Source organism: Bacillus sp. BS98 (assembly GCF_008432245.1).
GTDB classification, from domain to species: Bacteria; Bacillota; Bacilli; order Bacillales; family Bacillaceae_G; genus Bacillus_A; species Bacillus_A toyonensis.
The window spans coordinates 3400217-3424009 of sequence record NZ_CP043830.1; the positions used below are offsets into that span (position 1 = coordinate 3400217).

28 protein-coding genes and 1 pseudogene are annotated in these 23793 nt (G+C 35.0%); 8 read left to right on the top strand and 21 right to left on the bottom strand.

From position 1 onward, the window contains the following. Positions 1-22 precede the first annotated feature (22 nt). The 4 genes from sspN to F0362_RS17555 all read right to left on the bottom strand — a co-directional run bounded on the left by sspN (position 23) and on the right by F0362_RS17555 (position 2125). Complete coding sequence (gene sspN / locus F0362_RS17540) at positions 23-157, bottom strand: acid-soluble spore protein SspN (protein WP_000527987.1); 135 nt, start codon at positions 155-157, stop codon at positions 23-25. 43 nt (positions 158-200) lie between these two features. Continuing rightward, positions 201-344 (bottom strand): FbpB family small basic protein, encoded by a 144-nt coding sequence (locus F0362_RS17545; protein WP_001254699.1) that lies wholly within the window; start codon positions 342-344, stop codon positions 201-203. A gap of 142 nt (positions 345-486) precedes the next feature. Further along, a complete protein-coding gene (locus F0362_RS17550; protein WP_000528769.1) occupies positions 487-1434 on the bottom strand; it encodes a 3'-5' exonuclease in 948 nt (315 codons plus the stop codon). A gap of 115 nt (positions 1435-1549) precedes the next feature. Next, positions 1550-2125: a redoxin domain-containing protein gene (locus tag F0362_RS17555; RefSeq protein ID WP_000269081.1), complete on the bottom strand. Its 576-nt coding sequence runs from the start codon at positions 2123-2125 to the stop codon at positions 1550-1552. 250 nt (positions 2126-2375) lie between these two features. Here F0362_RS17555 and F0362_RS17560 point away from each other — a divergent pair, with 250 nt between their 5' ends. After that, entirely contained in the window at positions 2376-2633 is a 258-nt protein-coding gene (locus F0362_RS17560) for a hypothetical protein (protein ID WP_001083872.1), read from the top strand. A gap of 23 nt (positions 2634-2656) precedes the next feature. On the opposite strand, the pseudogene F0362_RS17565 reads toward F0362_RS17560, so the two are convergent. Together F0362_RS17565 and acnA are read right to left on the bottom strand one after the other, a co-directional pair. Further along, a pseudogene (locus tag F0362_RS17565) lies at positions 2657-4314 on the bottom strand (ABC transporter ATP-binding protein). A 117-nt stretch (positions 4315-4431) separates the two neighbouring features. Beyond that, positions 4432-7155 (bottom strand): aconitate hydratase AcnA, encoded by a 2724-nt coding sequence (gene acnA, locus F0362_RS17570; protein WP_000238588.1) that lies wholly within the window; start codon positions 7153-7155, stop codon positions 4432-4434. Positions 7156-7445: 290 nt separating this feature from the next. On the opposite strand from acnA, the gene sspO reads away from it, so the two are divergent. Further along, positions 7446-7595 carry a small acid-soluble spore protein O gene (sspO, locus tag F0362_RS17575; protein WP_000043210.1) on the top strand — a complete coding sequence of 50 codons (150 nt, stop codon included), beginning with the start codon at positions 7446-7448 and terminating at the stop codon, positions 7593-7595. Between the two features lie 39 nt (positions 7596-7634). On the opposite strand, the gene pdaB is transcribed toward sspO, so the two are convergent. Together pdaB and F0362_RS17585 are read right to left on the bottom strand one after the other, a co-directional pair. Next, positions 7635-8360: a polysaccharide deacetylase family sporulation protein PdaB gene (gene pdaB, locus F0362_RS17580; protein WP_002039311.1), complete on the bottom strand. Its 726-nt coding sequence runs from the start codon at positions 8358-8360 to the stop codon at positions 7635-7637. Between the two features lie 46 nt (positions 8361-8406). Next, positions 8407-8670: a hypothetical protein gene (locus tag F0362_RS17585; protein WP_001146300.1), complete on the bottom strand. Its 264-nt coding sequence runs from the start codon at positions 8668-8670 to the stop codon at positions 8407-8409. Between the two features lie 121 nt (positions 8671-8791). On the opposite strand from F0362_RS17585, the gene F0362_RS17590 reads away from it, so the two are divergent. Then, positions 8792-8914: a small acid-soluble spore protein P gene (locus F0362_RS17590; RefSeq protein ID WP_000517651.1), complete on the top strand. Its 123-nt coding sequence runs from the start codon at positions 8792-8794 to the stop codon at positions 8912-8914. Positions 8915-9039: 125 nt separating this feature from the next. Next, positions 9040-9420, top strand: coding sequence for an Hsp20/alpha crystallin family protein (locus F0362_RS17595; RefSeq protein WP_000516750.1), 381 nt, complete (start codon positions 9040-9042; stop codon positions 9418-9420). A gap of 50 nt (positions 9421-9470) precedes the next feature. Here the strand turns inward: F0362_RS17595 and F0362_RS17600 are convergent, their stop codons facing one another. Continuing rightward, positions 9471-10709: an MDR family MFS transporter gene (locus F0362_RS17600; RefSeq protein WP_000676818.1), complete on the bottom strand. Its 1239-nt coding sequence runs from the start codon at positions 10707-10709 to the stop codon at positions 9471-9473. A gap of 67 nt (positions 10710-10776) precedes the next feature. Continuing rightward, positions 10777-11184, bottom strand: a complete 408-nt coding sequence (locus F0362_RS17605) for a hypothetical protein (protein WP_000965132.1) — start codon at positions 11182-11184, stop codon at positions 10777-10779. Between the two features lie 136 nt (positions 11185-11320). Between F0362_RS17605 and F0362_RS17610 the strand changes: the two genes are divergently transcribed. Further along, positions 11321-12523 (top strand): serine-tRNA(Ala) deacylase AlaX, encoded by a 1203-nt coding sequence (locus tag F0362_RS17610; protein ID WP_000435882.1) that lies wholly within the window; start codon positions 11321-11323, stop codon positions 12521-12523. Between the two features lie 199 nt (positions 12524-12722). Here F0362_RS17610 and F0362_RS17615 read toward each other — a convergent pair whose 3' ends face one another. Further along, positions 12723-13166 (bottom strand): NUDIX hydrolase, encoded by a 444-nt coding sequence (locus tag F0362_RS17615; RefSeq protein ID WP_000432590.1) that lies wholly within the window; start codon positions 13164-13166, stop codon positions 12723-12725. A 104-nt stretch (positions 13167-13270) separates the two neighbouring features. Here F0362_RS17615 and F0362_RS17620 point away from each other — a divergent pair, with 104 nt between their 5' ends. Beyond that, the gene (locus F0362_RS17620) at positions 13271-13852 is read left to right on the top strand and encodes a DUF6434 domain-containing protein (protein ID WP_001247737.1); all 582 of its coding nucleotides are present in this window, start codon (positions 13271-13273) and stop codon (positions 13850-13852) included. Positions 13853-13860: 8 nt separating this feature from the next. Here F0362_RS17620 and F0362_RS17625 read toward each other — a convergent pair whose 3' ends face one another. The 7 genes from F0362_RS17625 to F0362_RS17655 form a co-directional block, all read right to left on the bottom strand. Next, the gene (locus F0362_RS17625; RefSeq protein ID WP_001077971.1) at positions 13861-14952 is read right to left on the bottom strand and encodes an acetyl-CoA C-acyltransferase; all 1092 of its coding nucleotides are present in this window, start codon (positions 14950-14952) and stop codon (positions 13861-13863) included. Then, positions 14945-16408: an acyl-CoA synthetase gene (locus F0362_RS17630; protein ID WP_000511382.1), complete on the bottom strand. Its 1464-nt coding sequence runs from the start codon at positions 16406-16408 to the stop codon at positions 14945-14947. The genes F0362_RS17625 and F0362_RS17630 overlap by 8 nt, the downstream gene beginning before the upstream one ends. Before the next feature lie 65 nt (positions 16409-16473). Then, complete coding sequence (locus F0362_RS17635) at positions 16474-17049, bottom strand: biotin transporter BioY (protein WP_001093347.1); 576 nt, start codon at positions 17047-17049, stop codon at positions 16474-16476. A gap of 123 nt (positions 17050-17172) precedes the next feature. Continuing rightward, positions 17173-18786, bottom strand: coding sequence for a long-chain fatty acid--CoA ligase (locus tag F0362_RS17640; RefSeq protein ID WP_079519474.1), 1614 nt, complete (start codon positions 18784-18786; stop codon positions 17173-17175). 143 nt (positions 18787-18929) lie between these two features. After that, positions 18930-19718: a helix-turn-helix domain-containing protein gene (locus tag F0362_RS17645; protein ID WP_000505607.1), complete on the bottom strand. Its 789-nt coding sequence runs from the start codon at positions 19716-19718 to the stop codon at positions 18930-18932. A 266-nt stretch (positions 19719-19984) separates the two neighbouring features. Beyond that, positions 19985-20545, bottom strand: coding sequence for a GNAT family N-acetyltransferase (locus tag F0362_RS17650; RefSeq protein ID WP_000634659.1), 561 nt, complete (start codon positions 20543-20545; stop codon positions 19985-19987). After that, positions 20542-20745 (bottom strand): hypothetical protein, encoded by a 204-nt coding sequence (locus F0362_RS17655; RefSeq protein ID WP_000810202.1) that lies wholly within the window; start codon positions 20743-20745, stop codon positions 20542-20544. Before F0362_RS17655 ends, F0362_RS17650 begins: the two co-directional genes overlap by 4 nt. A gap of 153 nt (positions 20746-20898) precedes the next feature. Here F0362_RS17655 and F0362_RS17660 point away from each other — a divergent pair, with 153 nt between their 5' ends. Both F0362_RS17660 and F0362_RS17665 read left to right on the top strand, forming a co-directional pair. Then, positions 20899-21711, top strand: a complete 813-nt coding sequence (locus F0362_RS17660) for a hypothetical protein (RefSeq protein ID WP_000061814.1) — start codon at positions 20899-20901, stop codon at positions 21709-21711. A gap of 171 nt (positions 21712-21882) precedes the next feature. Then, a complete protein-coding gene (locus F0362_RS17665; protein ID WP_079519475.1) occupies positions 21883-22095 on the top strand; it encodes a CsbD family protein in 213 nt (70 codons plus the stop codon). Between the two features lie 24 nt (positions 22096-22119). On the opposite strand, the gene F0362_RS17670 is transcribed toward F0362_RS17665, so the two are convergent. The 3 genes from F0362_RS17670 to F0362_RS17680 are packed head-to-tail and all read right to left on the bottom strand — an operon-like array spanning position 22120 to position 23660. After that, positions 22120-22371, bottom strand: coding sequence for a DUF2164 domain-containing protein (locus F0362_RS17670; RefSeq protein WP_002039315.1), 252 nt, complete (start codon positions 22369-22371; stop codon positions 22120-22122). A gap of 17 nt (positions 22372-22388) precedes the next feature. Continuing rightward, on the bottom strand, positions 22389-22841 hold the full coding sequence (locus F0362_RS17675) for a peptidoglycan recognition protein family protein (protein WP_000402959.1): 453 nt from the start codon (positions 22839-22841) through the stop codon (positions 22389-22391). A gap of 15 nt (positions 22842-22856) precedes the next feature. Then, complete coding sequence (locus tag F0362_RS17680; protein WP_001223366.1) at positions 22857-23660, bottom strand: protein phosphatase 2C domain-containing protein; 804 nt, start codon at positions 23658-23660, stop codon at positions 22857-22859. Positions 23661-23793: the final 133 nt, after the last annotated feature.

Here is a 23793-nt window from a genome sequence, read left to right on the forward strand (position 1 = left end):
GAAGAATGATAACATTCTCCTTTTAACCGTTATCAACAATCGGTTGTTTACCAGTTTGGTCTTGCATTTGTTTTCCTTTATTGCCACCAGCTTTTTTCGATTGCGTTCCAATATGATTCGGTGCAAAATCTTTTGAATTCTTTTTCGGATTACCCATTACTATCGCCTCCTTAACACTAGTATCGTACTAGTGTTAAGAATTATTCAGCTTGCTTAAAAAGTTTCATTTCATAACGTTTCTCAATACGCTCTTCAATGCGATCAATTGCATCACGATCGCTTAATAATTGTTGTTTATTTTCATTTACAAGTTCTTCAAACGATTTGCGGCGACTTCTTCTCATGCTGTTCACCCTCTCTCTTTCTCATTCTTACTACATAGTATGAGCAAACAAAAAACTCTTTAATCAGATTTGCAAGAAAATTTTATGTTTTAGTACTCCTAAAAAAAAAACGCTATGTACAATAATTTGTACATAGCGTTTTTTATACCATAACATTTAAATACTCTTTGAGCTTCTCATCTGCATTCGTTTCATTTTCTCTATACGTATCAAGTGCTTGTAATACAAAATCATACTGTTCTAAAATATAACTTTCTAATTTCAAGACATCCGCTAAGCTATTAAGCATAACTCTTGTATTACCAACTTCACTTTTTAGAGCTGGTTCACATATTAAGCTCGTACATATTTCTTTCACATCATCTTCTACTATTTCTGTTAATACGTATTTCTTTCGTCCTTTTACTTTTAATCTCATAACTGGATAAAAAGCTTTTATATCTAAATAACTTCCTACGTTCATACAACGCAGCCATTCTACATTGCGTTTATTGCGGACAAGTATTTCTTTCACCGCTTCGTATACCGCAGTTTCATCAAGCACAGCCTTATTTACTTTTCGTTTCCCTTTTTCTTCAATAGATGTACATTTTTGATAAACAGCTGCACACGTAATACAGTCGTCAAATGCATTATGAGAACTTAGACGAATTCCAAGCATTCGCTTTAACGTCTCAAGTTTATGATTAGGTGCGTGCTTCATATATTTTTTTGCTAAAAACACAGTGTCAATCACCTTATTTTTAGGTTCAGGAAACCCAAGCATATTTACATTACTTTTCAAAAAGCGCATGTCAAAAGAAGCATTATGAGCCACAATAACATTTGTATGTAAAAATGCTAAAAATAAAGGTAAAACTTCTTCAATCGTGGGTGCATCTGAAACACGATAATTTGTAATACCTGTTAAACTCGTAATTCGGCTCGGAATCGGACGCTCTGGATTCACGTATGAAACAAATTGATCTACCAGTTCATGATTACGATATTTCACAGCTGCAACTTGAATAATTTTATCATTATAAGGGTTAAATCCTGTTGTTTCAAAATCAATTACAACATAATCTAACGGTAAGGATACATTCCCCACTCCATACACTCCTTTATCTCTAAACGTTTATATTTCTTACATCATATCATGAAGTTATTACTACTTGAAAAAGAAAAGGCAGAAATGGGAACTCTCCACCTCTACCTTTTCACCGTTATTTTAATTTAGCAATTCGTTTTTCCATCTCTTTTTGCGTCATCGGTCCAATGAACTTATCCTGAATGACGCCTTTCGTATCTATAAAATACGAAGTTGGGATCGTAATTACTTTATAAGCTGTTGTCACATCAATGTTCTTGTCCAATAAAATAGGAAAAGTAATCCCTTTTTCCTTAGCAAAATTGCTTACTTTTTCTTCTCCCCCACCTTTTTCTGAAGGCGTATAATTTATTGCTAAAATTTCTACGTTTTCTTTATGTTCTTTATAGAAAGCCTCCATATCAGGCATTTCTTGCTGACAAGGCCCACACCACGTTGCCCAAAAATTTAAAATAACTTTCTTTCCTTTTAAATCCGATAGCTTTACATTCGTTCCATCTAACTTAGTTAATTCAAAGTTTGGTGCACTCTTTCCTACTTCAATACCATTACTTGCAATCATCTCTTTCATAGCAGCTTCACTTTTTTCTTGCTTCCCTTGTACCGCCTGATCTTTATTACCGAACTGTTCATAAGCTGCATATCCCGCTAAACAAAGTAACACTACAATAATCGTAAGCTTCCGCCACATTTTATATCACCCTAACGTGTTTATGTACTTTTAACAAATTCATCAAAATACTATATACCTTATTTTAGCTTATACGGACGAGCTTGGAAATATTCACAGTCAAAATAATTAGAATATTCTCATTTAAAGTGAGTTTTTTTCCTTTTTATCATATAATTAGAAAAACAGATGAGGTATTTTATCTTCTTATTGACCCACTTACCTATTTACTCTCGTAGTTATATAACCTTCAACAAAAGGGGGATTGTTTATGAATTCATTCGAAAAAATAACATTATATATTCTTAGTTTTCTTTTATACCCAATCGGCATTATTACATGGATCATTTCACTCTTTAGTAAAGATCTTAAAAAAAAGAAAGTAGGGCGTATTTGTCTCTACATCTCTCTAGTCTCATTCGTCCTTTTCGTAATCCTTGGAATTACAACTTTCCTTATGACTGCTACTTTTAACATTGATCTAAATCACTCCGAATCTATCGAGTATCAAATAAATGACGCTGAATAAAGATAAGGGCATTGCTCTTATCTTTATTCATATCTTTGTAAAAACGAATGACTATTTATTAATTTTTCAGGACTTCCACCTGCAACAATACGTCCTTCCTTCATTATGACAACACGATCTGCTAATATCGCTTTCTCGACATCATGTGTTACCACAATTCTCGTGACCTCTCTTCCTAATCCTTCTATCATATTCCAAACAGTTTCTTGGTTGCTCGGATCTAATCCCGCAGTTGGTTCATCTAAAATAATAAGATTCGGATTTGAAACAATGGCACGTAATAATGCAAGACGTTTTCTTTCCCCTCCAGAAAATTCTACACCGCTTTTATGTAGTTCAGTTTCAATCCCTTCTGATAAATCTCTAATAATCGGTTTCACATTTACAAGTTCAATATTTTTTTCTAATTGATTTTCTAAATACTCTTCTCCGAAATGCACATTCTCTTTTACTGTCGTCCGAAAGAAACAAGGTTCTTGCCACACTGTAGTCATACGAGCCTCATTACCATAATAAACAATGCTACCGTTAGATGGTTTATACAAACCTGTCATTAATTTTAAAAGCGTCGTCTTTCCTGCGCCACTTTCTCCCACAATAATAACAAGTTCACCAGGGTGAATTTGCAAATCAATATTATGAATTCTGCATTTCTCTCCATCACTTTCCTGAAATGAAACATTTGTTATCGTCATCCCCATCGCTCTTTCTACCTTACTATCTGCCCCTCGTTTATCTAAAAAAGAAAAAACTCTATTTGCCGAAGCAGCTGCAACTTGTGTCATCATTAATAAATCGCCAACGTAACGAACTGGAAAAAAGAGCATTTCAATTGTAGCTAACACGGCAACAAGTGCGCCAACTTCCATTTCCCCCTTCATTATTTTTTGCGCGCCTATAATGAGAACAACGATATATGCCCCTGTTTCAATCACTGTTCCAACTACTCCAATACAGTGTTGCATCATCGTCTTCTTTACTTCTGTTTTATAGGATTGTGCTGTTACTCCTTTAAATAAGCGAATGGCCCACTTTTCTTTTTGCAAACTACGTAAATCTTGTACGCCTTTTACAAACTGCGACACCATCTCTACAACACTTGATTGATTGTTTTGAGCGATGCTTGCGATATTCCTGACCTTTTTCCCCATCAACATCGGAACCATTGCACTAAAAAATAAAAACGGAGTTACCCACAATATAAACTTCATATCTATATGTTGTAGTGCTATGAACGCACCTATAAATTGCGCAATAGCGTGTATATATTCTATTAATATAGAACCATATAATCTGACCCAATTCGGAATATCAGACACAACTAGCGTCTCTAACTCTCCTTGCTTAATCTTCTCACTCTCTTCAAATGGTAATAAGAAAAAATGACGCAATACATATATACGCTTCTTTCGCAATATTCGTTGACTCGCTTTTGAGCTTACATAATCAAATGAAAGATTGTTCACCCACATCAACAAGCGGCTCCCCGCAAACAATGCAATATATACATACGCAGCTTTTAACTCCCGCTGAATCAGGTTATCTACAATTAGCCCCATGAATAGTGGACGGGATAAGTTTAAAATAGCAGCAAAGCAGCAAAGCATCCACTACATACAGCTGCTATTACTAATAATTTTTCTTTCTGTAACGGTAACAGTATTCTTTTATATTCTTTCATGACGTTTCCTCCATTTTTTATAGTAAAAAGAAAGGGATGAAACCAAATGGTTTCATCCCTTTCCATAAAATAAGGAAGCTAACAGTTGTTAGCTTCCTTCTCGTTCATTTCAATTATTTAGTTCGACACTTTAGATTCTTCAATTTTCTCACGAAGAACCATTTGTAAGATACCACCGTGACGGTAGTAGTCAATTTCAACTTCACTATCGAAACGAGCTACTACTTCAAATTGTTTTTCGTTGCCATCTGCATCAGTTGCAACTACTTTTACAAGATCGCGTGGTCTAACTGTTTTGTCAATTTGAATTTCAAATGACTCGTTACCAACAAGACCTAACGTTTCAGCGCTTTCGCCATCTTTAAATTGAAGTGGTAACACACCCATTAACACTAAGTTACTACGGTGAATACGCTCGAAGCTTTCGGCGATTACTGCTTTAATACCTAATAAGTTTGTACCTTTCGCAGCCCAGTCACGAGAACTTCCCATACCGTAATCTTTACCAGCAACAACTAGAAGGCCTGTGCCATCTTCTTTATATTTCATAGCAGCATCATAGATAGATGTTACTTCACCAGTTGGCCAATATGTTGTATATCCGCCTTCTGTTCCTGGTGCGATTTGGTTTTTAATACGGATGTTCGCGAATGTACCACGCATCATAACTTCATGGTTACCACGACGAGAACCGTAAGAGTTAAAGTCAACTGGTTGTACGCCATTTTCTAATAAGTAGCGTCCAGCTGGTGTGTGCTTACCAATTGAACCTGCTGGTGAAATATGGTCTGTCGTTACAGAATCTCCAAATTTACCAACAATGCGTAAACCTGATAATGTTTCAACTTCACCTGGTTCTTTAGATAATCCTTCAAAGAATGGTGGGTTTTGAATGTATGTTGAATCATTATCCCAGGTATATAAAGCTTCATTTGAAGTTTGGATTTCATTCCAACGCTCATTGCTATTAAATACTTGTGCATATTCTTTCTTGAACAGTTCAGATGTAACAACACTTTGAACTACATCTTCAATTTCTTTAGCTGATGGCCAAATATCATTGAAGTATACAGCATTGCCATTTGCATCTTTACCAATTTCATCATTTTTCAGGTCAATATCAACAGTACCTGCAAGTGCATATGCCACAACAAGTGGTGGTGATGCTAAATAGTTTGCTTTTACAAGCGGGTGAATACGACCTTCAAAGTTACGGTTACCAGATAAAACAGATGTTACTAATAAATCGTTTGCTGCAATTGCTTCTTCTAATTCCTCTGCTAGTGGACCAGAGTTACCGATACAAGTCGTACAGCCGTAACCAACTGTTTGGAAACCTAATTGATCTAAATATGTTGTTAAACCTGATTTATCTAAGTACTCAGTAACAACTTTAGATCCTGGTGCTAATGATGTTTTTACGTACTCAGGTACTACAAGCCCTTTTTCAATTGCTTTCTTCGCAACTAGACCTGCCCCAATTAATACGTATGGGTTTGATGTATTTGTACAGCTTGTAATTGCAGCGATTGCAATTGCACCTGTTTTCATCGTTACTTCTTTATCTTCTAATGTAACCTTCACTTCTTTATCGAACTCTTGCGCATTAAATCCAAGTCCTTGTGTTCCAACTGGTGCTACAACAGCTTTGTGGAACGCATCTTTCATATCTGAAAGTGGAATTAAATCTTGTGGGCGTTTCGGTCCAGAAAGGTTAGATTCAATTGTATTTAAATCAATTTCAACAAGATCAGTGTAAATTGGATCTTTGCTGCCCGCTGTATAGAATAAGCCGTTCGCTTTACAATATTCTTCAACAACGCGAATTTGTTCTTCATCTCTACCTGTTAAACGTAAGTATTCTAATGAAATATCGTCAATTGGGAAGAATCCACAAGTTGCACCGTATTCTGGTGCCATGTTTGAAATTGTTGCACGGTCAGCTAAAGGCATGCTCTTTAGTCCATCACCGAAGAACTCAACGAATTTACCAACTACACCTTTTTGACGTAATACTTGTGTTACTTTTAATGCAACATCAGTTGCTGTAGTACCACTTGGAAGTGTGCCAGTTAATTTCACACCGATTACTTCAGGTACTGGGAAGTATGAAGGCTGTCCAAGCATTCCTGCTTCTGCTTCAATACCACCAACGCCCCATCCAAGAACGCCGATACCGTTAATCATCGTTGTATGTGAGTCTGTTCCAACCAATGAATCTGGGTATGCAACTAAATCGCCTTCAGCATTTTTCACCGCGTGAACAACTGGTGCTAAATATTCAAGGTTTACTTGGTGTACGATACCTGTTGCTGGTGGAACTGCACGATAGTTATCAAATGATTTTTGTGCCCAGCTTAAAAATTTATAACGTTCTTCATTACGTTTAAACTCTAAGTCCATGTTGAATGCAAGCGCATCTGCCGTACCCGCTCTATCAACCTGTACAGAGTGATCAATTACAAGGTCTACAGTAATTTCTGGATTAATTTTATCAGGATCTCCGCCCATGTCTGCCATTGCTTTACGAAGCGAAGCCAAATCTACAACAGCTGGAACACCTGTGAAGTCTTGTAAAATTACACGAGATGGTTTAAATGGAACATCGATATCTTGAACATCTTTCGTTCCCCATTTCGCTAAATTTGTAACATGTTCTTCTGTAATTACGCGTCCGTCTACTTGACGAAGTACAGATTCAAGTAAAACTTTCACGGAATATGGTAATTGAGATACGTTGCCAACCCCTGCGTTTTCAAGCGCTTTCAATTGATAATAATGATACGTTTTTCCATCTACTTCGAAAGTTGCGCGTGATTGAAATGGATTATGTTTGACCATTATGTTTCCCCCCTGTTAAACGTGACTAAGTTGTCTGAATATAAAATGTAGACAAACTTTTCAATACCTTACGATAATATCTTATTACAACTTTCTAAATAAGTAAATAATAAGAAACTTATGGATTATCATAAGTTTTCTTTATATTTCTAAATTTGAATAGTGTTCATGCTCCTTATGAATACTATTACCATAAAGTAAAGTACTCTTTCAGCGCTTTACTTTACGTTCATATATGTTATGAACAACTCATGTTTTATCTATAAAAAAACATTATAGAGGTGAGAAAAATGAGTAAACAAAAAGCAAATCATACTATTTCAGGAATGAATGTTGCATCCGCACAAGGACAAGGTGCTGGTTATAACGAAGAGTTTTCAAATGAGGCTTTAACTCCAGCAGAGCGACAAAATAATAAGAAACGTAAAAAGAATCAGTAACAAAAAAACCAAAAGGTATGTCTGCCTTTTGGTTTTTTTCTAATGCTTATAACGTAATAACTCCGAAACCGTTACAAATCGATATCCTTGCTTTTTAAGCTCAGGTAAAATTTTCGATAACGCTGCCACTGTTTGACTACGATCACTTCCTCCATCGTGCAACAGTACAATATCTCCACTTTTAGCATGTTTCACAACATGATTTACAATGGACTCAGTACCTGGATTCGCCCAATCACGAGGGTCTTGATGCCACGACCATAGAACAGTTTGATAACCAGCTTCTTTAGCTGTTTTAAATACAGCATCGTTAATATATCCGCCTGGAGGACGGAACAACAAAGGTTCTTTCACCCATTTTTTAAAGTATTTCTTTCCATCTAAAATATCATTTTCTAATTTTTCATCAGATGAATTACTCGCATACAAATGATTCATCGTATGATTTCCAATTTCATGCCCCTCTTTTAACACTTGCTTTACTAAATATGGATTACGCTGCACACGGAATCCAATCATAAAAAAAGTCGCTTCTGCTTTATATTGACGTAATAAATTTAATATTTGTGGTGTATAAGTTGGATCAGGTCCATCGTCAAATGTAATTGCGATAATTTTTTCACTATTAGGTACTTCCCACGTTACATAGCCAGTTGGTTCTAGCTCTTTTCTAAGCAACATTTTCGCTTCCACTTTTTCCACTTGAAATATATGTACTGCACATAGTAAAGAAAAAACTAATAGAAAAACCTTTTGTTTTAACATAGCGTTCGTTAAAGTAATAAGGTTGTCGAATACGCAACAACCTCTTTTACTTTTCTAGTTGATCTACATTTCGCATAATATTTTGAAGATTATTTTCGTATTGCTCAAGTTGTGGACGTTGTGTTTCCGAAGCTACTTCTAGTGCATTTTGAATTTGTTCATACGCTTCCTGAACCTCTTGACGTAACTCTTTTAAATCATGACCGTAGTTCGGATCATTTTTCACGATATTGTTAAATGAATTTTCTGCTTGTGTAACCCCTTGCTGCGCTGCTTGAAAAGCTTGTTGCTTATCTTTATGATATGGCATTATACAATCCCCTTTCCATAATAGTTAGTCCCATTTATCTTTACCCTTTTTTCTAAAAACATTCTCGTATAAATTTACAAACTTCTCTCATTCTAAATAGAAAGAGGAGGTGTCACATACAATGGGAAAAAACAATCGTGAATCGAAAGAAAAAAAAGGACAACCTGAACCATTAAGCGGATCTCATAAAGTAAAAAATCGTAACCATTCACGCCAAAAAAACCATGCGCATCATGATATGTAATAAGAAAATATTCACATACTGTGTATATTCGACATAAAATGTTTATATTTTGCCATTTATTCTTCACCTCTATTTCATTCATGCATAACATGATATGAATTGATATTTTACGGAGGGTGTCTTACATGGGCAAGAAAAAGAAGGATTGTCTTTTTCATGTTGATGGTTTCGAAGAATGGATGGATCAATTTTGTTCTGATACTTGTAGCAACTTTAGTTTTCCAAATGAAATTCATATCGATCTTTGTGAAACAGAGGAAGAATACATTTTGGAAACAGATGTACCAAATGTGACTGAACAAAATGTACGCATTAAAAAGATGGAGACAGGCCTAAATATATGCATACTTCATAAAAATACTTCTTTACAGCGAACAATCTCTTTACCTACTACTATCATTTATAAGAAGATGCTAGCCTGCTTAGAGAATGGATTTTTAGCCATTCATATTTCCAAAAATGAAGTTGCCAATAAGCATGAAAAGAAGGTTCTTTTTTCAAATTGAGAGTTAACGTAAATACAAAAATAAGCCCCAGCAAGTTGCTGGGGCTTATTTTATTTCACTTGTATTTCTATATTATAATTTCTATCGTACCTTTTTTTCAATAAACCTTTTGTAACTAAAAGTACAGGAAATGCTACAGTTGAAAATAGGGCTAGCGCTAAAAATACTACAAACCCATTTTGATACCCGTAATAATCGAGTAGTACTCCCCCAAACCAAGGACCAATTACTCCTCCAATTCCTGAAAAGCCCATCGCTCCGAAGTATGTTCCTTTCAGGTTGGAATCAGCGATCTCATCAATAAATACATCTGTCATTGAAAACATTAAAACTTCTCCAAATGTGAAAATAATGGTACAAATAGCTGCTCCTAACATAGATTCTACTAGTCCAAATCCAAATAATCCCCCACTCACAAATAACGTTCCAACCATAATTGATGCTAACGGTGTATACTTTTTACACATTTGAATGACAGGGTATTGAATAACCACTACTACAATTGCATTTAAAGCTAGCATATATGAGAACAACTTTACCCCATCCTGAAATATATGTGCATTAGCAAAATATTGAGATACTGTCGTCGTTAAATGTGAAAAACCACTATTACTCAAAATAATACCGACTAACGCAACTAAAAATACTACATCCTTTCGCAATATACGAATTGCATTTAGCATTGTAACAGGATTTTCTGTATTCATTTTCTTTTTATTAAGTGGATATTTCTTAAATTGCAGTGCTAATATAGCTGTATATAGAATGTAAACTCCAGCGGCTACTAAAAAAGGAATTGTTGATTTTGCACTTCCGAGCTGTAATCCAACAATTGGTCCAATCGCAACCCCAACATTTATTGCACCATATCGTAAGTTATAGACGAGTAACCGATACTCTGGCTTTGTTAAATCTGATAATAACGCTCTTGATGTCGGTTCAAAAAAAGAACGACATAATCCATTCAAAGCGTTTAATAAAAAGAAACTCAAAACATGATCTGCAACTGAAAATCCGATAAATACAAACACCCAAACAATCATGGACCATATTATAATCATCTTCCGACCAAATCGATCCGATAAATTGCCCCCAATAAAACTAGCAAACACTCCAACAAGCGCACTCGTTCCAATAATAGCACCCGTCATTCCAGCTGAAACGTCTTTAACAGTTGTTAAATAAATTGCTAAAAAAGGAATACTCATTGAAGTTGCAAACCTCGCAAATAATGTCCCTATTATAATTGTCATGCCAAGTGGATGAATATTTTGTAACTTCCCCTTCATCTTTAAACCTACTCTCCCTTTTCTTACATAAAAAAAGAAAGCAAAGGATCTGCTTTCTTTTTCCTTTTTATACTTGAGATGTTTGCACCCGAGCCGCTCTCGATATGTCCATATCAATTCCATATGTAAACTGTAATTCTTTACAAATATCTTTAATTAAAATTGCTACGTTATACTTTTCATTAAATTGTAAAACAATACTTTCTACTTCTTCATATGTATACTTATATTCGCCAGTAATTACACTTTTTAAATCAAAGCATTCATTCATACAAAGCTGCACAAGTAATTGATCATACTTCTCTATCACATCTTCTTTTTTCCACAGTAACTCTTTTACATATAACCGATCAAATTTCACGCTTTCTCGATTACACTCCGTTAAAATCCGGGTCATTTCATTTAATTCTCGGTATAATTCAGAAATATTTCTGTTTAAACTAAGCAGTTTATCTACGCCGTTTTCATATAGCATTTCATTCCACCCCCGCATTTTCTTTTTCTTATTATAGCAAGAAAATTCTAAAAATAGTTTCTTTCTTCTGAAATATTAGGAAACTTATTTCAATTGTTTTACAATGAAACTAGTGAATACGAAAGGGGAAAGAAAATTGGAGCAAAAATTATATTACATCGACGCTTATACGAAAGACTTTACTACGAAAATTATAAAGCAAGATTATGATAAAGAAGATAACTTATATGTTGTTTTAAATGAAACGGCATTTTACCCAACAGGCGGTGGACAACCATATGATACTGGCACACTAAATGGTACCTTAGTCACTAATGTTGAAGAAGTAAATGGAGAAATCCGCCACTTCATTGCAGAACAATTAGAAACAGCAGAAGTAGAAGGTAAAATTAATTGGGAGCGCCGTTTTGATCATATGCAGCAACATGCAGCTCAGCACATTTTATCTGCTGCTTTTTGGGATCATTTTAACATACCCACTATCGGATTCCATCTTGGAAAAGAAACGGTGACAATTGATTTAGAAACAGAAAATCTTCCTGCAGAAACGATTGAAAAAGCAGTGCAAATTGCCAACAATATTGTTTTTGAAAACCACCCAATCCGTATTCAGTGGATGAACTTAGAGGAAGCGAAAACGTTACCTCTTCGTAAAGAACCGACTTTAACCGAAAACATACGCGTTGTTATTATCGAAAACTTTGATTATAACGGCTGTGGTGGAACTCATCCGAGACGTACAGGTGAAGTAGGTCTTATTCAAGTACTTAATTGGGAGCGCAATAAAGGTGGTATTCGATTAACGTTTATCGCTGGCTGGCGCACACTGAAATTAATGGGACAACAGCAACAAATTATGAAAGATGTTTCTAAACAATTAAATAGTAGCGAAACTGATATTCCAGCAAAAGTAGCACAACTTCTTATCTCTCAAAAAGAAAACGAAAAAGCGATACAGACAATAAATGAAAAATTATTATTTGCAGAGGCAAATGAACTATTACAACAGCCTGCAGAAATACATGCTGGATTCCTTATTTCTAAAGTATTTACAAATCGTTCTATGCAAGAAGTTGCCAAACTATCTGCTATCATTATAGAACAACAAGAGCATGCAATTACATATTTCGTCATTGAAAATGATGACAAACTACAATGCATCCTCGCTTGTGGAAAAACAGTAACGCTCGATATGAATGCTCTTTTAAAAGATGCACTTCCTGCAATTGAAGGAAAAGGTGGCGGAAATAAAAAGAGCGCTCGCGGTGGTGGGAAAGCGATTATGAGCGGTGATGAGTTTTTACATCAGCTTATTTCTTCTTTACAATCTGCAGTGTAAAACATTTCTTAAGGAGATGTCTTCTAGCGAAATTTCAAACTAGGGACATCTCCTTATTTTTTGCTTCATACATAGTAATACGATAAATGAAATTTCAGGAACGACATTTTGACTTTATCAATCATAACTTACCATATATCGACGATTCGACAAGAAATATCGATTTACCGAAAAAAGCAATATTCAAAGTAGTTTATATTTACAAGCCAATATTTTGTTTTAAACCTTGGTAACTTCCTGCATTCAGAAATTTTTCAGATGCAAGTTTAGTAAATTTCTCAGAAAAACCATAACTACTTAATTCTTCTATTCGCACCATTTGTACATCCTGAATTGGATTATGATCAAACTCGTTAGAAGGTAAAGTGATTTCACCTTCCATCCTTTCAAGCAGAAATGTAATATGTAATAAAGACGGGAGAGCATCTGGTTTATCACAAACATACAATAAATTCTTAACCTTAACATCTAATCCCGTTTCTTCTTTCATTTCTCGAATCATCGCTTCTTCTAACGTTTCACCATTCTCTACCCTTCCCCCAGGTAAAGACCAATCTCGATTAGCAACTTTTTGCTTTACTAGCAATACCTTTTCGCTTTCAATTAAAATTCCAGTAACACGAACTTGCATTACATTTTCCATATGTAATCTCCTCTTCCTATTACATTTACAAATTAATCCTTCCACAAAAAGAACGTACGTTTTATAATTAAAGAAAATTATGGAAGAAAGAAGTTGTTACATTCATGCGTCCACCTTTAACAAAGTCTATATCTCTTGAAGATTTCCAAAACTATTATTGGTTGAAAGCTGAACTACAAATATTTTGTCGTGAGTATGATTTACCAGCTAGTGGCTCTAAGATCGAAATAAGCGGTCGTATCTCACATTATTTAACTACAGGTAAAGTATTAAAAAACAGTTCTCATCAAAAGGTGAGTAAAGCTTCCCTATCCAATAAAGATCTTTCCCTGCAAACGATTATCACTGAAAATCATCGATGTAGCGAAGATGTACGTGCTTTTTTTAAAGAAAAAATTGGAGAAAACTTCCGCTTTACAGTAGCTCTTCAAAAGTTTTTTAAAGAAAATATCGGAAGAACATATGAAGACGCTATAACGTTTTGGTATGAGGAAAACGAACGTAAAAAAGACCCTGCGTATAAAACAACTATTGGTACACAGTTTGAATACAATCGTTTTATTCGCGATTTTTTTGAAGATCCAAATAACAAAGGAAAATCAAAAGCTGACGTTATCGTTGCTTGGAACGAAATAAAAGTAAAACCTGGTAGCAATGCTTATATTCCTCAAAAAGTAGAAAACTAGTTATCTTGCTAGTCTTCTACTTTCTCAAATAATAGAGCAAGTCCTATTCCGCCCCCAATTCCTAATGTCGCCATTCCATATTTCATAGAATCTCTTTTTGTCTGATAAAACAAACGTGTCACAAGCATAGCGCCAGATGCACCGTACGGATGCCCGAGCGCAATTGCACCACCATTCACATTGAGCTTCTCATATGGAATTTGTAATTCCTTTGCACAAGCAACAATTTTCGAAGCGAACGCTTCATTCATCTCAATACAATCAATATCTTCTATTGCTAAATTCATTTCTCTAAGTAGTTTTTGCACGGCAAATATCGGACCAGTTCCCGGGAGGTTTGGATCCACTCCAACTACAGCACTGCGAACGAAACGAAGAACTGGCTTATATCCTAATTTTCGAGCTTGCCCCTCTTCCATTACAAGTACAGCACACGCCCCATCATTTACACCACACGAATTCCCTGCCGTCACCGTTCCATTTTGTAAAAATGCAGGTTTTGTTCTCTTAATCATTCTTTCATACTGCATTTCTCGCTTTATTACTTCATCTAGTAATCCATTAAGTGACAATACTTCATCTTGTATATATCCATTTTCTAATGCTTGTAGCGTCCGCTTATAACTTAAGCAAGCGTACTCATCTTGCATTTCTCTCGTTATGTTATAACGCTCTGCAACAAATTCAGCCGCTACTCCCATATCAGGATCACCTATTGTTTCAGGTGAAAATCGCGCTCTATTTTGAAAAGGTGACGTACTTGTACTCTCTACTCCCCCGGCGATATAGCACTTACCTGCCCCACCTTGAATGAGATGACACGCGGTACGAATCGCTTCTAAACCAGCACCACATTGCCGATCAATCGTTACACCAGGAATATGATAACTAAGTCCTGCTTCTAAAACAGATAATCTTGCAATATTACCCCCTGGTCCAACAACATTCCCTAATATAACATCGTCTATTTCCCTCTCAATTCCTTTACCTAGAAATGAAAGAAGTGGTGCTACTAATTGCTGAACTTCATAGTCTTTCAATATCCCATTCTTCTTACCAATGGGCGTTCTTTTCGCCTCTACAATAACTGCTCTATTCATGTATCTTCTCCTGATTTCTAACTATACTTTCGGCTGCAATGCGGGCTACTTTCCCGCTATTTGTATAAGGTATTTCATCTACAAAATACCATTCTTTCGGTATTTTAAAAGAGGATAATCTCTGTAAGCAAAAGCTCTTTAATTGTTGCTTCGTAGCACTTCCTTTTACGATAGCGACAGGCTTTTCACCCCAATAACTATCTTTTACACCAACAACAACAATTTCTTCAACAGCTTGATGCGTATATAACACACTTTCTATCTCTTCTGGATAAATATTAATTCCACCAAATAGAATCATATTTTTCTCTCTACCAACTATATATATAAACCCTTCCTCATCTTGATAGCCTACATCATGTACTGTCATCCAGCCCTCTTCAGTTAGCTCTGGAACTAAAACACCATCTAATATGTATCCCATAAAAAACTGATCACTTTTCACATAAACTGTTCCTATCTCACCTAGCTGTACTTCTTCTCCTGCTTCATTACATATTCGAACTTGCACATTATGACAGGGTTTCCCTACTGAATTTGGCTTTTTTTCACTCTCATCATCGACTAATGCTGTTACAAAACTTAGTTCCGATGCACCGTAAAATTCGTATTTTTTTGCATAAGGAAATATACTCTTTATTTTTTCTTTCGCTTCAGCTTCCCATTTTGCTCCTGACGAAATAATTTTCATCTTATTTTCTATTATTCTATTTTCTTTATATAAAGACTCCAGCATTGTTGGTACTGTATACATGACCGAAATATTTTCAGTCTCTAACTTATCCAACACTTGATCTGGAATAAACTTTCTCATAACGTGCACCGTTTGTCCTTCATATAATGCACTTATTGCGCCGTATAAGAAAAGAGAGTGAACGAGCGTTCCAGCTATTAAAATAGAATCCTCCTTTCTCATATGAAAGTCATATACATTACAATCAAAACTATGAACCCACGATTGTTGTGCACGCAAAAATGCTTTTGCCTTTCCAGTCGATCCTGATGTAAACCCCATATAAAAAGGGGCATTTTGTACATTTTCTCCGAGATAATCTCTAGGAAGGTAGTTCTCTATTATTTGTTTCCATTCATCAATTGCAAATACTCTTCTTTCTTCATCTAAAATATCATTTAACTTATACCCTTCCGTCACAACCATATCCGAATTACTAATTGCTAGTCTTTCTTTTAGCTCATCCTTTTTCCATTTCACATCTAATGGTACACAAACCCACCCAGCCATAGCAGCACCCGCAAATAGTTGTAAAAACTCCATACGATTTTCTAATACAATTGCTATTGTTTTATTCTTCGATTCTGTTACGCGCAACCAGTTTGCTACTTTACAAACTGATTCAAACCACTCTTTATATGTTAAAGCTCTATCATTTTCCTTTATCGCTATTTTATTCGGTTGTAAAGAGGCATGCTTTTTATATTCTTTTATAATCCCCATTTGAGATGTCCTTTCTTTACAAAATAACAAAAAGAAACACGTAATGAACGTGTTTCTTCTCTTTATCATCCCGCATTTGTATATTTTCCATTCTTTAAAGCGGGCGTAATAATGTGTTTCAATGAACGATGTAATTTTGTCACGAGAATTGCTGCAATAATTGCTTTTATGCAATCCCCTGGTAAAAACACAGCACTCACTTTCATTGTCTCCCATACAGAAACATCCATTAAGAAAGCTTGTACAGTAATGCCAAATACGTAAACTACGAAAATACCACCAATTATATTAATACATAATACTTTTATAATAGAAACTTCACGTAAACGCTCAATTAAATATCCAATTACAAACGCTCCAACGATATAACCAAGTAAATATCCTGCACTTGGTCCAACAAATACACCTGGACCCCCACGTCCACCCGCAAGTAATGGTGCTCCAACTCCAACTATAAGTAAGAAAACGAGCTGACTTAATGCCCCAAGACGTGATCCTAACAGGCCACCTGCAAGCATAACACCAAGTGATTGTAATGTAATCGGAACTGGTGTGATAGAAAGAGCAATTGGAGGTATTAACCCTAACACTCCCATAATAGAACTAAATAAAGCGACGAAAACTAAATTTTTTGTATTCATATTTGCTTCTCCTATTTGTAAACTTAAAATCGTTTTTAGATAACATATTATAGGAGTTATATTATCTTCCTATTTTTCTTTTGTCAACCATAAATTAATATAAGTTTACAAATGACAATTCTGTTATTTCTCTTTATGCAAATGCTCAAGTTCTTTTCGAAGTGCCTGTTTTAAAAACTTTCCAACAGATGTTTTCGGTATTTCTTCCATAAATACAATATCATCTGGTAACCACCACTTCGCAAACTGCGGTTTTAAAAACTCATATATTTCTTCTTTTGTAACCGTACTATTTTTCTTTTGAACAACGCAGGCAACTGGGCGTTCTTGCCACTGCGGATGAGGAATTGCAACGACAGCCGCTTCAAATATAGCATCATGTGCCATTAAAGCATTTTCAAGATCGACTGAAGAAATCCACTCGCCCCCGCTTTTAATAACATCCTTCGTACGATCAACAATTTTCACGCAGCCTTCCTCATCAACTGTAACGACATCGCCAGTATATAACCAACCGTCACGGAATCCTTCGACAGTACGATCATCGTTATAATAGCTTTCAGCGATCCAAGGTGCTCGTAAACATAATTCTCCCATCTCCGTACCATCCCACTTCACTTCACCATTTGTACCGGCTACTTTCATCTCTACACCAGGTACAAGATATCCTTGTTTGGAGCGGATTTCTAATTGCTCTTCATATGATAATTCTGTTTCATAACTTTTTAAACGTGCAAGCGTTACGAGTGGACTCGTTTCAGTCATACCATATGCATGTACGAAAGGAACATTATATTTTTGCTCAAATGCTTTAATAACGCTTTTCGGTGCAGCTGCACCACCGCATAATATTCTCGTTATACTAGATAAATCGTAACTATTATTTTCTAACTCTTGTAATACACCGAGCCAAATTGTCGGCACACCTGCTGCTATCGTTACTTTTTCAGCTTGAATCATTTCTAATAAAATTTTTGGCGTAAACATCGGTCCTGGGAGAACTTGTTTTGTTCCAAACCAAGTAGCAGCGAAAGGAAGCCCCCAAGCGTTCACATGGAACATCGGTACAATTGCCATCGCCGCATCACTTTCCGATAAAGCAGCTGTATCCGCTAAACCAAGTGCCATACAATGCAATACAGTACTACGATGCGTATATACAACACCTTTTGGGTTTCCTGTAGTCGCTGACGTATAACACATACCAGCAGGTGTATTTTCATCAATATCTTTTACAAATTGGAAATTTGGATCGCCTTCTTCTAATAACTTTTCATAATGATATACAGGTTCTAGCGTAGTATTTGGAAGTTCATCTTTATCAGTCATAATAATGTAGGCTTGTACAGTTGATAATTGTGATTGAATATTTTCAACGAGTGGTACGAGATCTTCATCTATAAGTAGAATGCGATCTTCTGCGTGCTGAATAATGTATGAAATATGTTGAGGAGATAAACGAATATTAATTGTGTGTAAAACGGAAGCAATACCTGGAATAGCAAAATACGCCTCCACATGTCGATGATGATTCCACGCTAACGTTCCTATACGCTCGCCTTCTTTTATTCCTAATTTTTTTAGCGCACTTGAAAGTCTTCTCGTCCTTTCCCCTAACTGCTTATACGTTAACGTTGTAACTGTATCATGTGTCCGTGAAACAATTTCTTTCTTCGAAAACAGTTTCTCTGCTCTTTCCATCATAGAACTAATTGTTAGCGGTACATTCATCATCATATTGTTTACAGCCTCCCTTTAAAGCGTTTTCATTTTCGTATATTATAACAGACTTCTACAAATAATTACGATATTTTTCTGTATTTTCTGAATTATTTCTTTGGAAATAATTCAGAACAATAAAAAACATGTTTTTCTCTTGCTTATAAACTATCTACCTTTTTTCTTACTTTCTTTTTGAGTTTAAAGATAAAACGATTACTATATTCTTTATTTTCTACTAAAATTCGATACGTCTCTAACACGCCTAACACACGAACAAAAAGATAAACTCCAATAGCAATAAGTACAACACAATAAGGGTAATACTGCACGAGCTCTCCTGACGTGATTCGTTTTTTCTCAAATAAAAATGGTATTGCTCCTGCTGCGATAAAACAAAATCCAACGATCACTACTGCTGCATACTTCTTCTTAATAGTCGCATATCTTTTTGTCAATTCTTTTAGAAAGTTTTGATCAAACAGTAATTCTTCCTTTTTTAATACATTGTATCGACTCTCTTCTAGTGTTACAGGTACCATCATTGCTCCAATTCCAAGGACCGCAATGATAATGACAAGAAATGTAGACAGTGTTGCATTTTCTTTAAATAATAAATACGGTATTGTAGATAAAATAAGCAAGCTAAATCCTAATGCGATATATTTAGAAATTTTTTGTCCATACACTACATACCCTTCCGCCATTTCCTTACTTACATAATAACCATTTTCCTTTTCATTACTTTGCTCGGCAGTTTCTTTTAATAAGTAATCAAGAGAGACTTCAAATACATTTCCAATCATTATTAACTTTTCAGTTTCAGGAAAACCTTGACCGTTTTCCCATTTACTAACTGCTTGCCTTGTCGTGTTTAGTTTCTCAGCTAACGCTTCTTGAGAAAGGCCCTTTTCCTTTCTTAATTTAAAAAGCTTTTCACCAAATCCCATATGTGTGTCCCCCTTTATTTTCTTAACTAAATTGTATGTAAACATTGTCTTTATCTCTATCTTCCTGCGGTTGCACTTTGTCAACTTACGGTTGCGATCATGTTATATAGAGGTTTTCTATACGATTTAGCTAGTTTTCTTCTATAATTGTGATATTAAGAAACACAATACCTTTCAATAACCAATTATAACAATTAAAGGTAATTATTGTTATAAAAAATAAAAACCCCCTTATTAAATTAAAGGAGTTTTCAATATAAAATATTTCATTGATTCATATATCTTTCCCTAGATATACAATATCTTTTCGTATCACGATACTTACCTTTAATGAACAAATCCTTTTGAATTGTACATTCGTATTCCATATTCAAACGTTTCATTAATTTTTCAGATGCTTCATTTTCTGAATTACATCCTGCTTCAATACTATTAAGACGTAACTCATTAAAACCATAGCTAAAAAAAGCTGACGCCGCCTCAGTAGCTAATCCTCTACCCCCATATTTTCGTGATAAGGCGTATGCAATTTCCGCTTTATGTTCAATTACATCATATTTTATAAATCCACAAGTCCCTATGAGTTTTTGTTCCTCTCTTAATACAATTCCAAGGGGGGCTACTTTTTCTTTTTCATATTGACTCACAATTTCTTCTATATATTTTTGTGTGTCATGTAACGATTGATGAGCATCCCATACAGTATACGTTGACATTTCTTTATCTGAGGCATACTCATATATATGTAAAATATCACTCATATTAATTCCCCGTAATATAAGATGTTTCGTATACAACGCTGGATATGACCACCTCTCAACAATCATAACGGCTTCTGCTTAAACTTTTCATAATTCCGTACCTTCAATGAAAGGATATTCCCGCAATCTGTACAAATATAAGCATCTACTGGTGAAGATGTGAACATCGTTTCCTTTTTCCGTATTTGTGCATAACCGATAAACTCACCTTCTCCTATGTTTTGAGAGCCGCAATTAGGGCATGTCTGCACGTCTTTCTGTTTCATGAGAGCACCACCTTTAATCTGTTTCCACTTCCCTTCGACAGTTCACTTCCATTTCCCTTCCAAAAAACCTCTTATTCTCTTACATTTCAACAGGAATCTCAGAATAAAAATCGTATATGTACTATGAACTATATTAATTGACGGAGGAATCTTATGAGTATGATTATGACATTCAATGTAGCACAAGAAATTGAAAACGCAGAAATAGATATGCTCTCTTCTAGATTAGCGCTACTACAAGCAATAAGCGGAAATCCAATGCAAATACAAATGAAAAATTTCGGGAGTGCCACTGCCTTTTCATCAAAAGTAATTACTGGTCCTGCTTTTAATACAGTAAAAGGCATTACATATACAAATACAGATGCGATAGATGAAATCATCTCTTATTATGAATCACTACAAATCCCTTGCCGTTTTGAAATTACACCAGCGCAAGGTACAGCTGAACTATTTCAATACTTATCAAAAAAAGGTTTTTATCAATCTAGCTTCCATACCGCTTTATATAGTATACCGAAAGAAGATCCATCCCTTATTCCTTCTAACATTTCAGTGCGCCAACTAAAAAAAAATGAATTTGATATTTTTGCAGACATATATGTACGCGGATTTAATATGCCTTCCTTTACAAAGGATGGTGTACGTCAAAATAACGAAATTCTTTACAATGAACCAGGCTGGTATTTTTTCATAGCAGAAGTTCAAAATATTCCTGCGGGCATTGGTGTCCTATATATAAATAAGGGAATTGCATCATTAGCTGCTTCTGCTACTTTGCCAGAATTTCAGCGTATAGGCTGTCACACTACATTAATTCAAAAAAGAATTGAGGCAGCTATTAAATCCGATTGTAATTTAATAATTGGACAAGCAAGGTTCGGTAGTAGTAGTCAAAATAATATGGAACGCGCTCATTTGAAAATCGCTTATACAAAATCAATATGGACTGCAAAAGACATGTAATTAACATTCTTTCTCTTTCCATTACAATTTTATACATTGTTTGACAATTCCTTTTCTATCCTATTAATCATTTGAATATTCAAACTAGATTTGTTACGCTATTATTAGATACATCATTCAACTTGCAATATGAAAAGAGAATTCTAATCAAACTACAAGGAGGAGAAATGTATGACAAAGCATAATCATGGTTTAAAAGAAAAAGTAGAAGGTGCCATTGATAAGGTAAAAGGTGAAGTAAAAGAAGTTGTCGGGAAAGTAACGGATAACAAAAAATTACAAGCCGAAGGAAAATGGGATAAAATAAAAGGCAATGCAAAAAGCACTGTCGGTAATGTAAAAGAAAAAGCACACGAGTATAAAGAACATAAAGAAGACAAATAAAAAAAGAGCCATTCGGCTCTTTTTTTATTTCCCTTCATTCTTCTCTAACACATACAAATCTTCTTCAATATTCGTTAATTTCTCGCTTACAAGCTTTCTTGCATCTCCAATTGCTTGATTATAGGCAAATGGACCAACTAATTTTATCATTTCTTCTATTAAACGTTCTGCTTGGAAACGTCCAATTTCATCTAAATCTTCTTCCATGAAGAATTGCTGAATTTGTGCTACAAGCTCTTCTTTTTTATCATTTGGTATTTTTATATTCATCATCATTTGTTACTCCTCTATATTTAAGATACTATTTTTCTTAACTCTACCATAGAAAAACGATTTCCAGGACAACTTTTTGTTACTCCTACTAGCTCCCTATGACCTAGTATATTTTCCTTCTTTATAGCAAACTGTTTCATAAACATTTTACATAAAGAATATAATGCATTCATTTGTGCAGTAGTTGGATCATACTTATCAAAATTACCCGTCATACATATTCCAATTGTATCTCGATTATTGTCTTTCGCATGTGCTCCAATATGTAACCCTCTTCCTTCAATTACCGTTCCGTCCTCTTCAATAAAATAATTGTAACCAATCCCGCTCCACCCTCTTACAGTTTGGTGAAATTCATGTGTTTTATACACATCCCATCCATCTTCTGACGTATGGTGAATAATAAGTTTATTTACTTTCCCTAAAGGAACTAACTCATCTTGAAATATTAAATTTACACATTTAATTTCCATATGAACTTCCTCCTCTTAAAAATCGATCATAATAATTGTCTTATCATCTGGCCTTATTCTCTTTTTCCCTTCTAACTCTTCAATGATTGCTACGTATTCGTTTATACTATTCTTTCTTATATATGCAACAGTTTGTTCGAGTGACCAATCTGGATGAAATAACCCATCTGAACAAATAAAAATCCCACTCACTTCATCTATATGTAATTCACCGTGTTGTAAATAATGGATGGCTTCTTTCATTCCGTTTGCAACGGAATACCCGCCCTCCATATTTGCAAGATAACGATTGTATTTTAACTGTTCTCGAACATCTTGAAAAACATGTTCTTCTGGCACAAATAAACCTTTTTTACGATCTTCTTCTCTCTTCTTTTTAGCTCGTTTACTAATTCCTTTAACTGTGTCTTTCGTTACTACTTGCATCGTTCCATTTTGAAGAATTGCAACGATCATACAGTCCCCTAACTGCGCATATTCAATTTTCTCACCATTTATTTGAACTGCTGCAATACATGTACACCACAAATGCTCTTTTTTTCTCGTATCAACCTTATATTCTAGCATCTTGTTCTGCAATAACTCATTTGCTCTTGCAACTGCGACTTGTAAACTAAGATTTTCCCGTAATGAAGTAAAATGTCTTGCAAATAAATGTGAAGCGATGTATGCTCCATTATGTTCCTTTTCGTCACGAAACGGAACGAGCGGTGTTGCACCATCACATACACCATAAATATTTTTGTCTTCATTACAAAAATAAGAATCCTCACACTCTTGCTTCAACGGGCTTTTTTGTTGATAAGTCGTTATCCTCATTTCTGTATCCCCTTTCAAATTACAAAACAATCAAATTGTTTCGATTAATCTAATTTTCCGAAATAAACTGTTTTTACCCAAAACTTTCAATATCATATATAATCTTGAAATAATATGAATTTTTTAGTGAAGG

Coding starts and splice junctions, on each gene's coding strand:
- sspN (WP_000527987.1), bottom strand. CDS start 157: ATGGGTAATCCGAAAAAGAATTCAAAAGATTTTGCACCGAATCATATT.
- F0362_RS17545 (WP_001254699.1), bottom strand. CDS start 344: ATGAGAAGAAGTCGCCGCAAATCGTTTGAAGAACTTGTAAATGAAAAT.
- F0362_RS17555 (WP_000269081.1), bottom strand. CDS start 2,125: ATGTGGCGGAAGCTTACGATTATTGTAGTGTTACTTTGTTTAGCGGGA.
- F0362_RS17560 (WP_001083872.1), top strand. CDS start 2,376: ATGAATTCATTCGAAAAAATAACATTATATATTCTTAGTTTTCTTTTA.
- acnA (WP_000238588.1), bottom strand. CDS start 7,155: ATGGTCAAACATAATCCATTTCAATCACGCGCAACTTTCGAAGTAGAT.
- sspO (WP_000043210.1), top strand. CDS start 7,446: ATGAGTAAACAAAAAGCAAATCATACTATTTCAGGAATGAATGTTGCA.
- pdaB (WP_002039311.1), bottom strand. CDS start 8,360: ATGTTAAAACAAAAGGTTTTTCTATTAGTTTTTTCTTTACTATGTGCA.
- F0362_RS17585 (WP_001146300.1), bottom strand. CDS start 8,670: ATGCCATATCATAAAGATAAGCAACAAGCTTTTCAAGCAGCGCAGCAA.
- F0362_RS17590 (WP_000517651.1), top strand. CDS start 8,792: ATGGGAAAAAACAATCGTGAATCGAAAGAAAAAAAAGGACAACCTGAA.
- F0362_RS17595 (WP_000516750.1), top strand. CDS start 9,040: ATGGGCAAGAAAAAGAAGGATTGTCTTTTTCATGTTGATGGTTTCGAA.
- F0362_RS17600 (WP_000676818.1), bottom strand. CDS start 10,709: ATGAAGGGGAAGTTACAAAATATTCATCCACTTGGCATGACAATTATA.
- F0362_RS17605 (WP_000965132.1), bottom strand. CDS start 11,184: ATGCTATATGAAAACGGCGTAGATAAACTGCTTAGTTTAAACAGAAAT.
- F0362_RS17615 (WP_000432590.1), bottom strand. CDS start 13,166: ATGGAAAATGTAATGCAAGTTCGTGTTACTGGAATTTTAATTGAAAGC.
- F0362_RS17620 (WP_001247737.1), top strand. CDS start 13,271: ATGCGTCCACCTTTAACAAAGTCTATATCTCTTGAAGATTTCCAAAAC.
- F0362_RS17625 (WP_001077971.1), bottom strand. CDS start 14,952: ATGAATAGAGCAGTTATTGTAGAGGCGAAAAGAACGCCCATTGGTAAG.
- F0362_RS17630 (WP_000511382.1), bottom strand. CDS start 16,408: ATGGGGATTATAAAAGAATATAAAAAGCATGCCTCTTTACAACCGAAT.
- F0362_RS17635 (WP_001093347.1), bottom strand. CDS start 17,049: ATGAATACAAAAAATTTAGTTTTCGTCGCTTTATTTAGTTCTATTATG.
- F0362_RS17640 (WP_079519474.1), bottom strand. CDS start 18,786: ATGATGATGAATGTACCGCTAACAATTAGTTCTATGATGGAAAGAGCA.
- F0362_RS17645 (WP_000505607.1), bottom strand. CDS start 19,718: ATGGGATTTGGTGAAAAGCTTTTTAAATTAAGAAAGGAAAAGGGCCTT.
- F0362_RS17650 (WP_000634659.1), bottom strand. CDS start 20,545: ATGATTGTTGAGAGGTGGTCATATCCAGCGTTGTATACGAAACATCTT.
- F0362_RS17655 (WP_000810202.1), bottom strand. CDS start 20,745: ATGAAACAGAAAGACGTGCAGACATGCCCTAATTGCGGCTCTCAAAAC.
- F0362_RS17660 (WP_000061814.1), top strand. CDS start 20,899: ATGAGTATGATTATGACATTCAATGTAGCACAAGAAATTGAAAACGCA.
- F0362_RS17665 (WP_079519475.1), top strand. CDS start 21,883: ATGACAAAGCATAATCATGGTTTAAAAGAAAAAGTAGAAGGTGCCATT.
- F0362_RS17670 (WP_002039315.1), bottom strand. CDS start 22,371: ATGATGATGAATATAAAAATACCAAATGATAAAAAAGAAGAGCTTGTA.
- F0362_RS17675 (WP_000402959.1), bottom strand. CDS start 22,841: ATGGAAATTAAATGTGTAAATTTAATATTTCAAGATGAGTTAGTTCCT.
- F0362_RS17680 (WP_001223366.1), bottom strand. CDS start 23,660: ATGAGGATAACGACTTATCAACAAAAAAGCCCGTTGAAGCAAGAGTGT.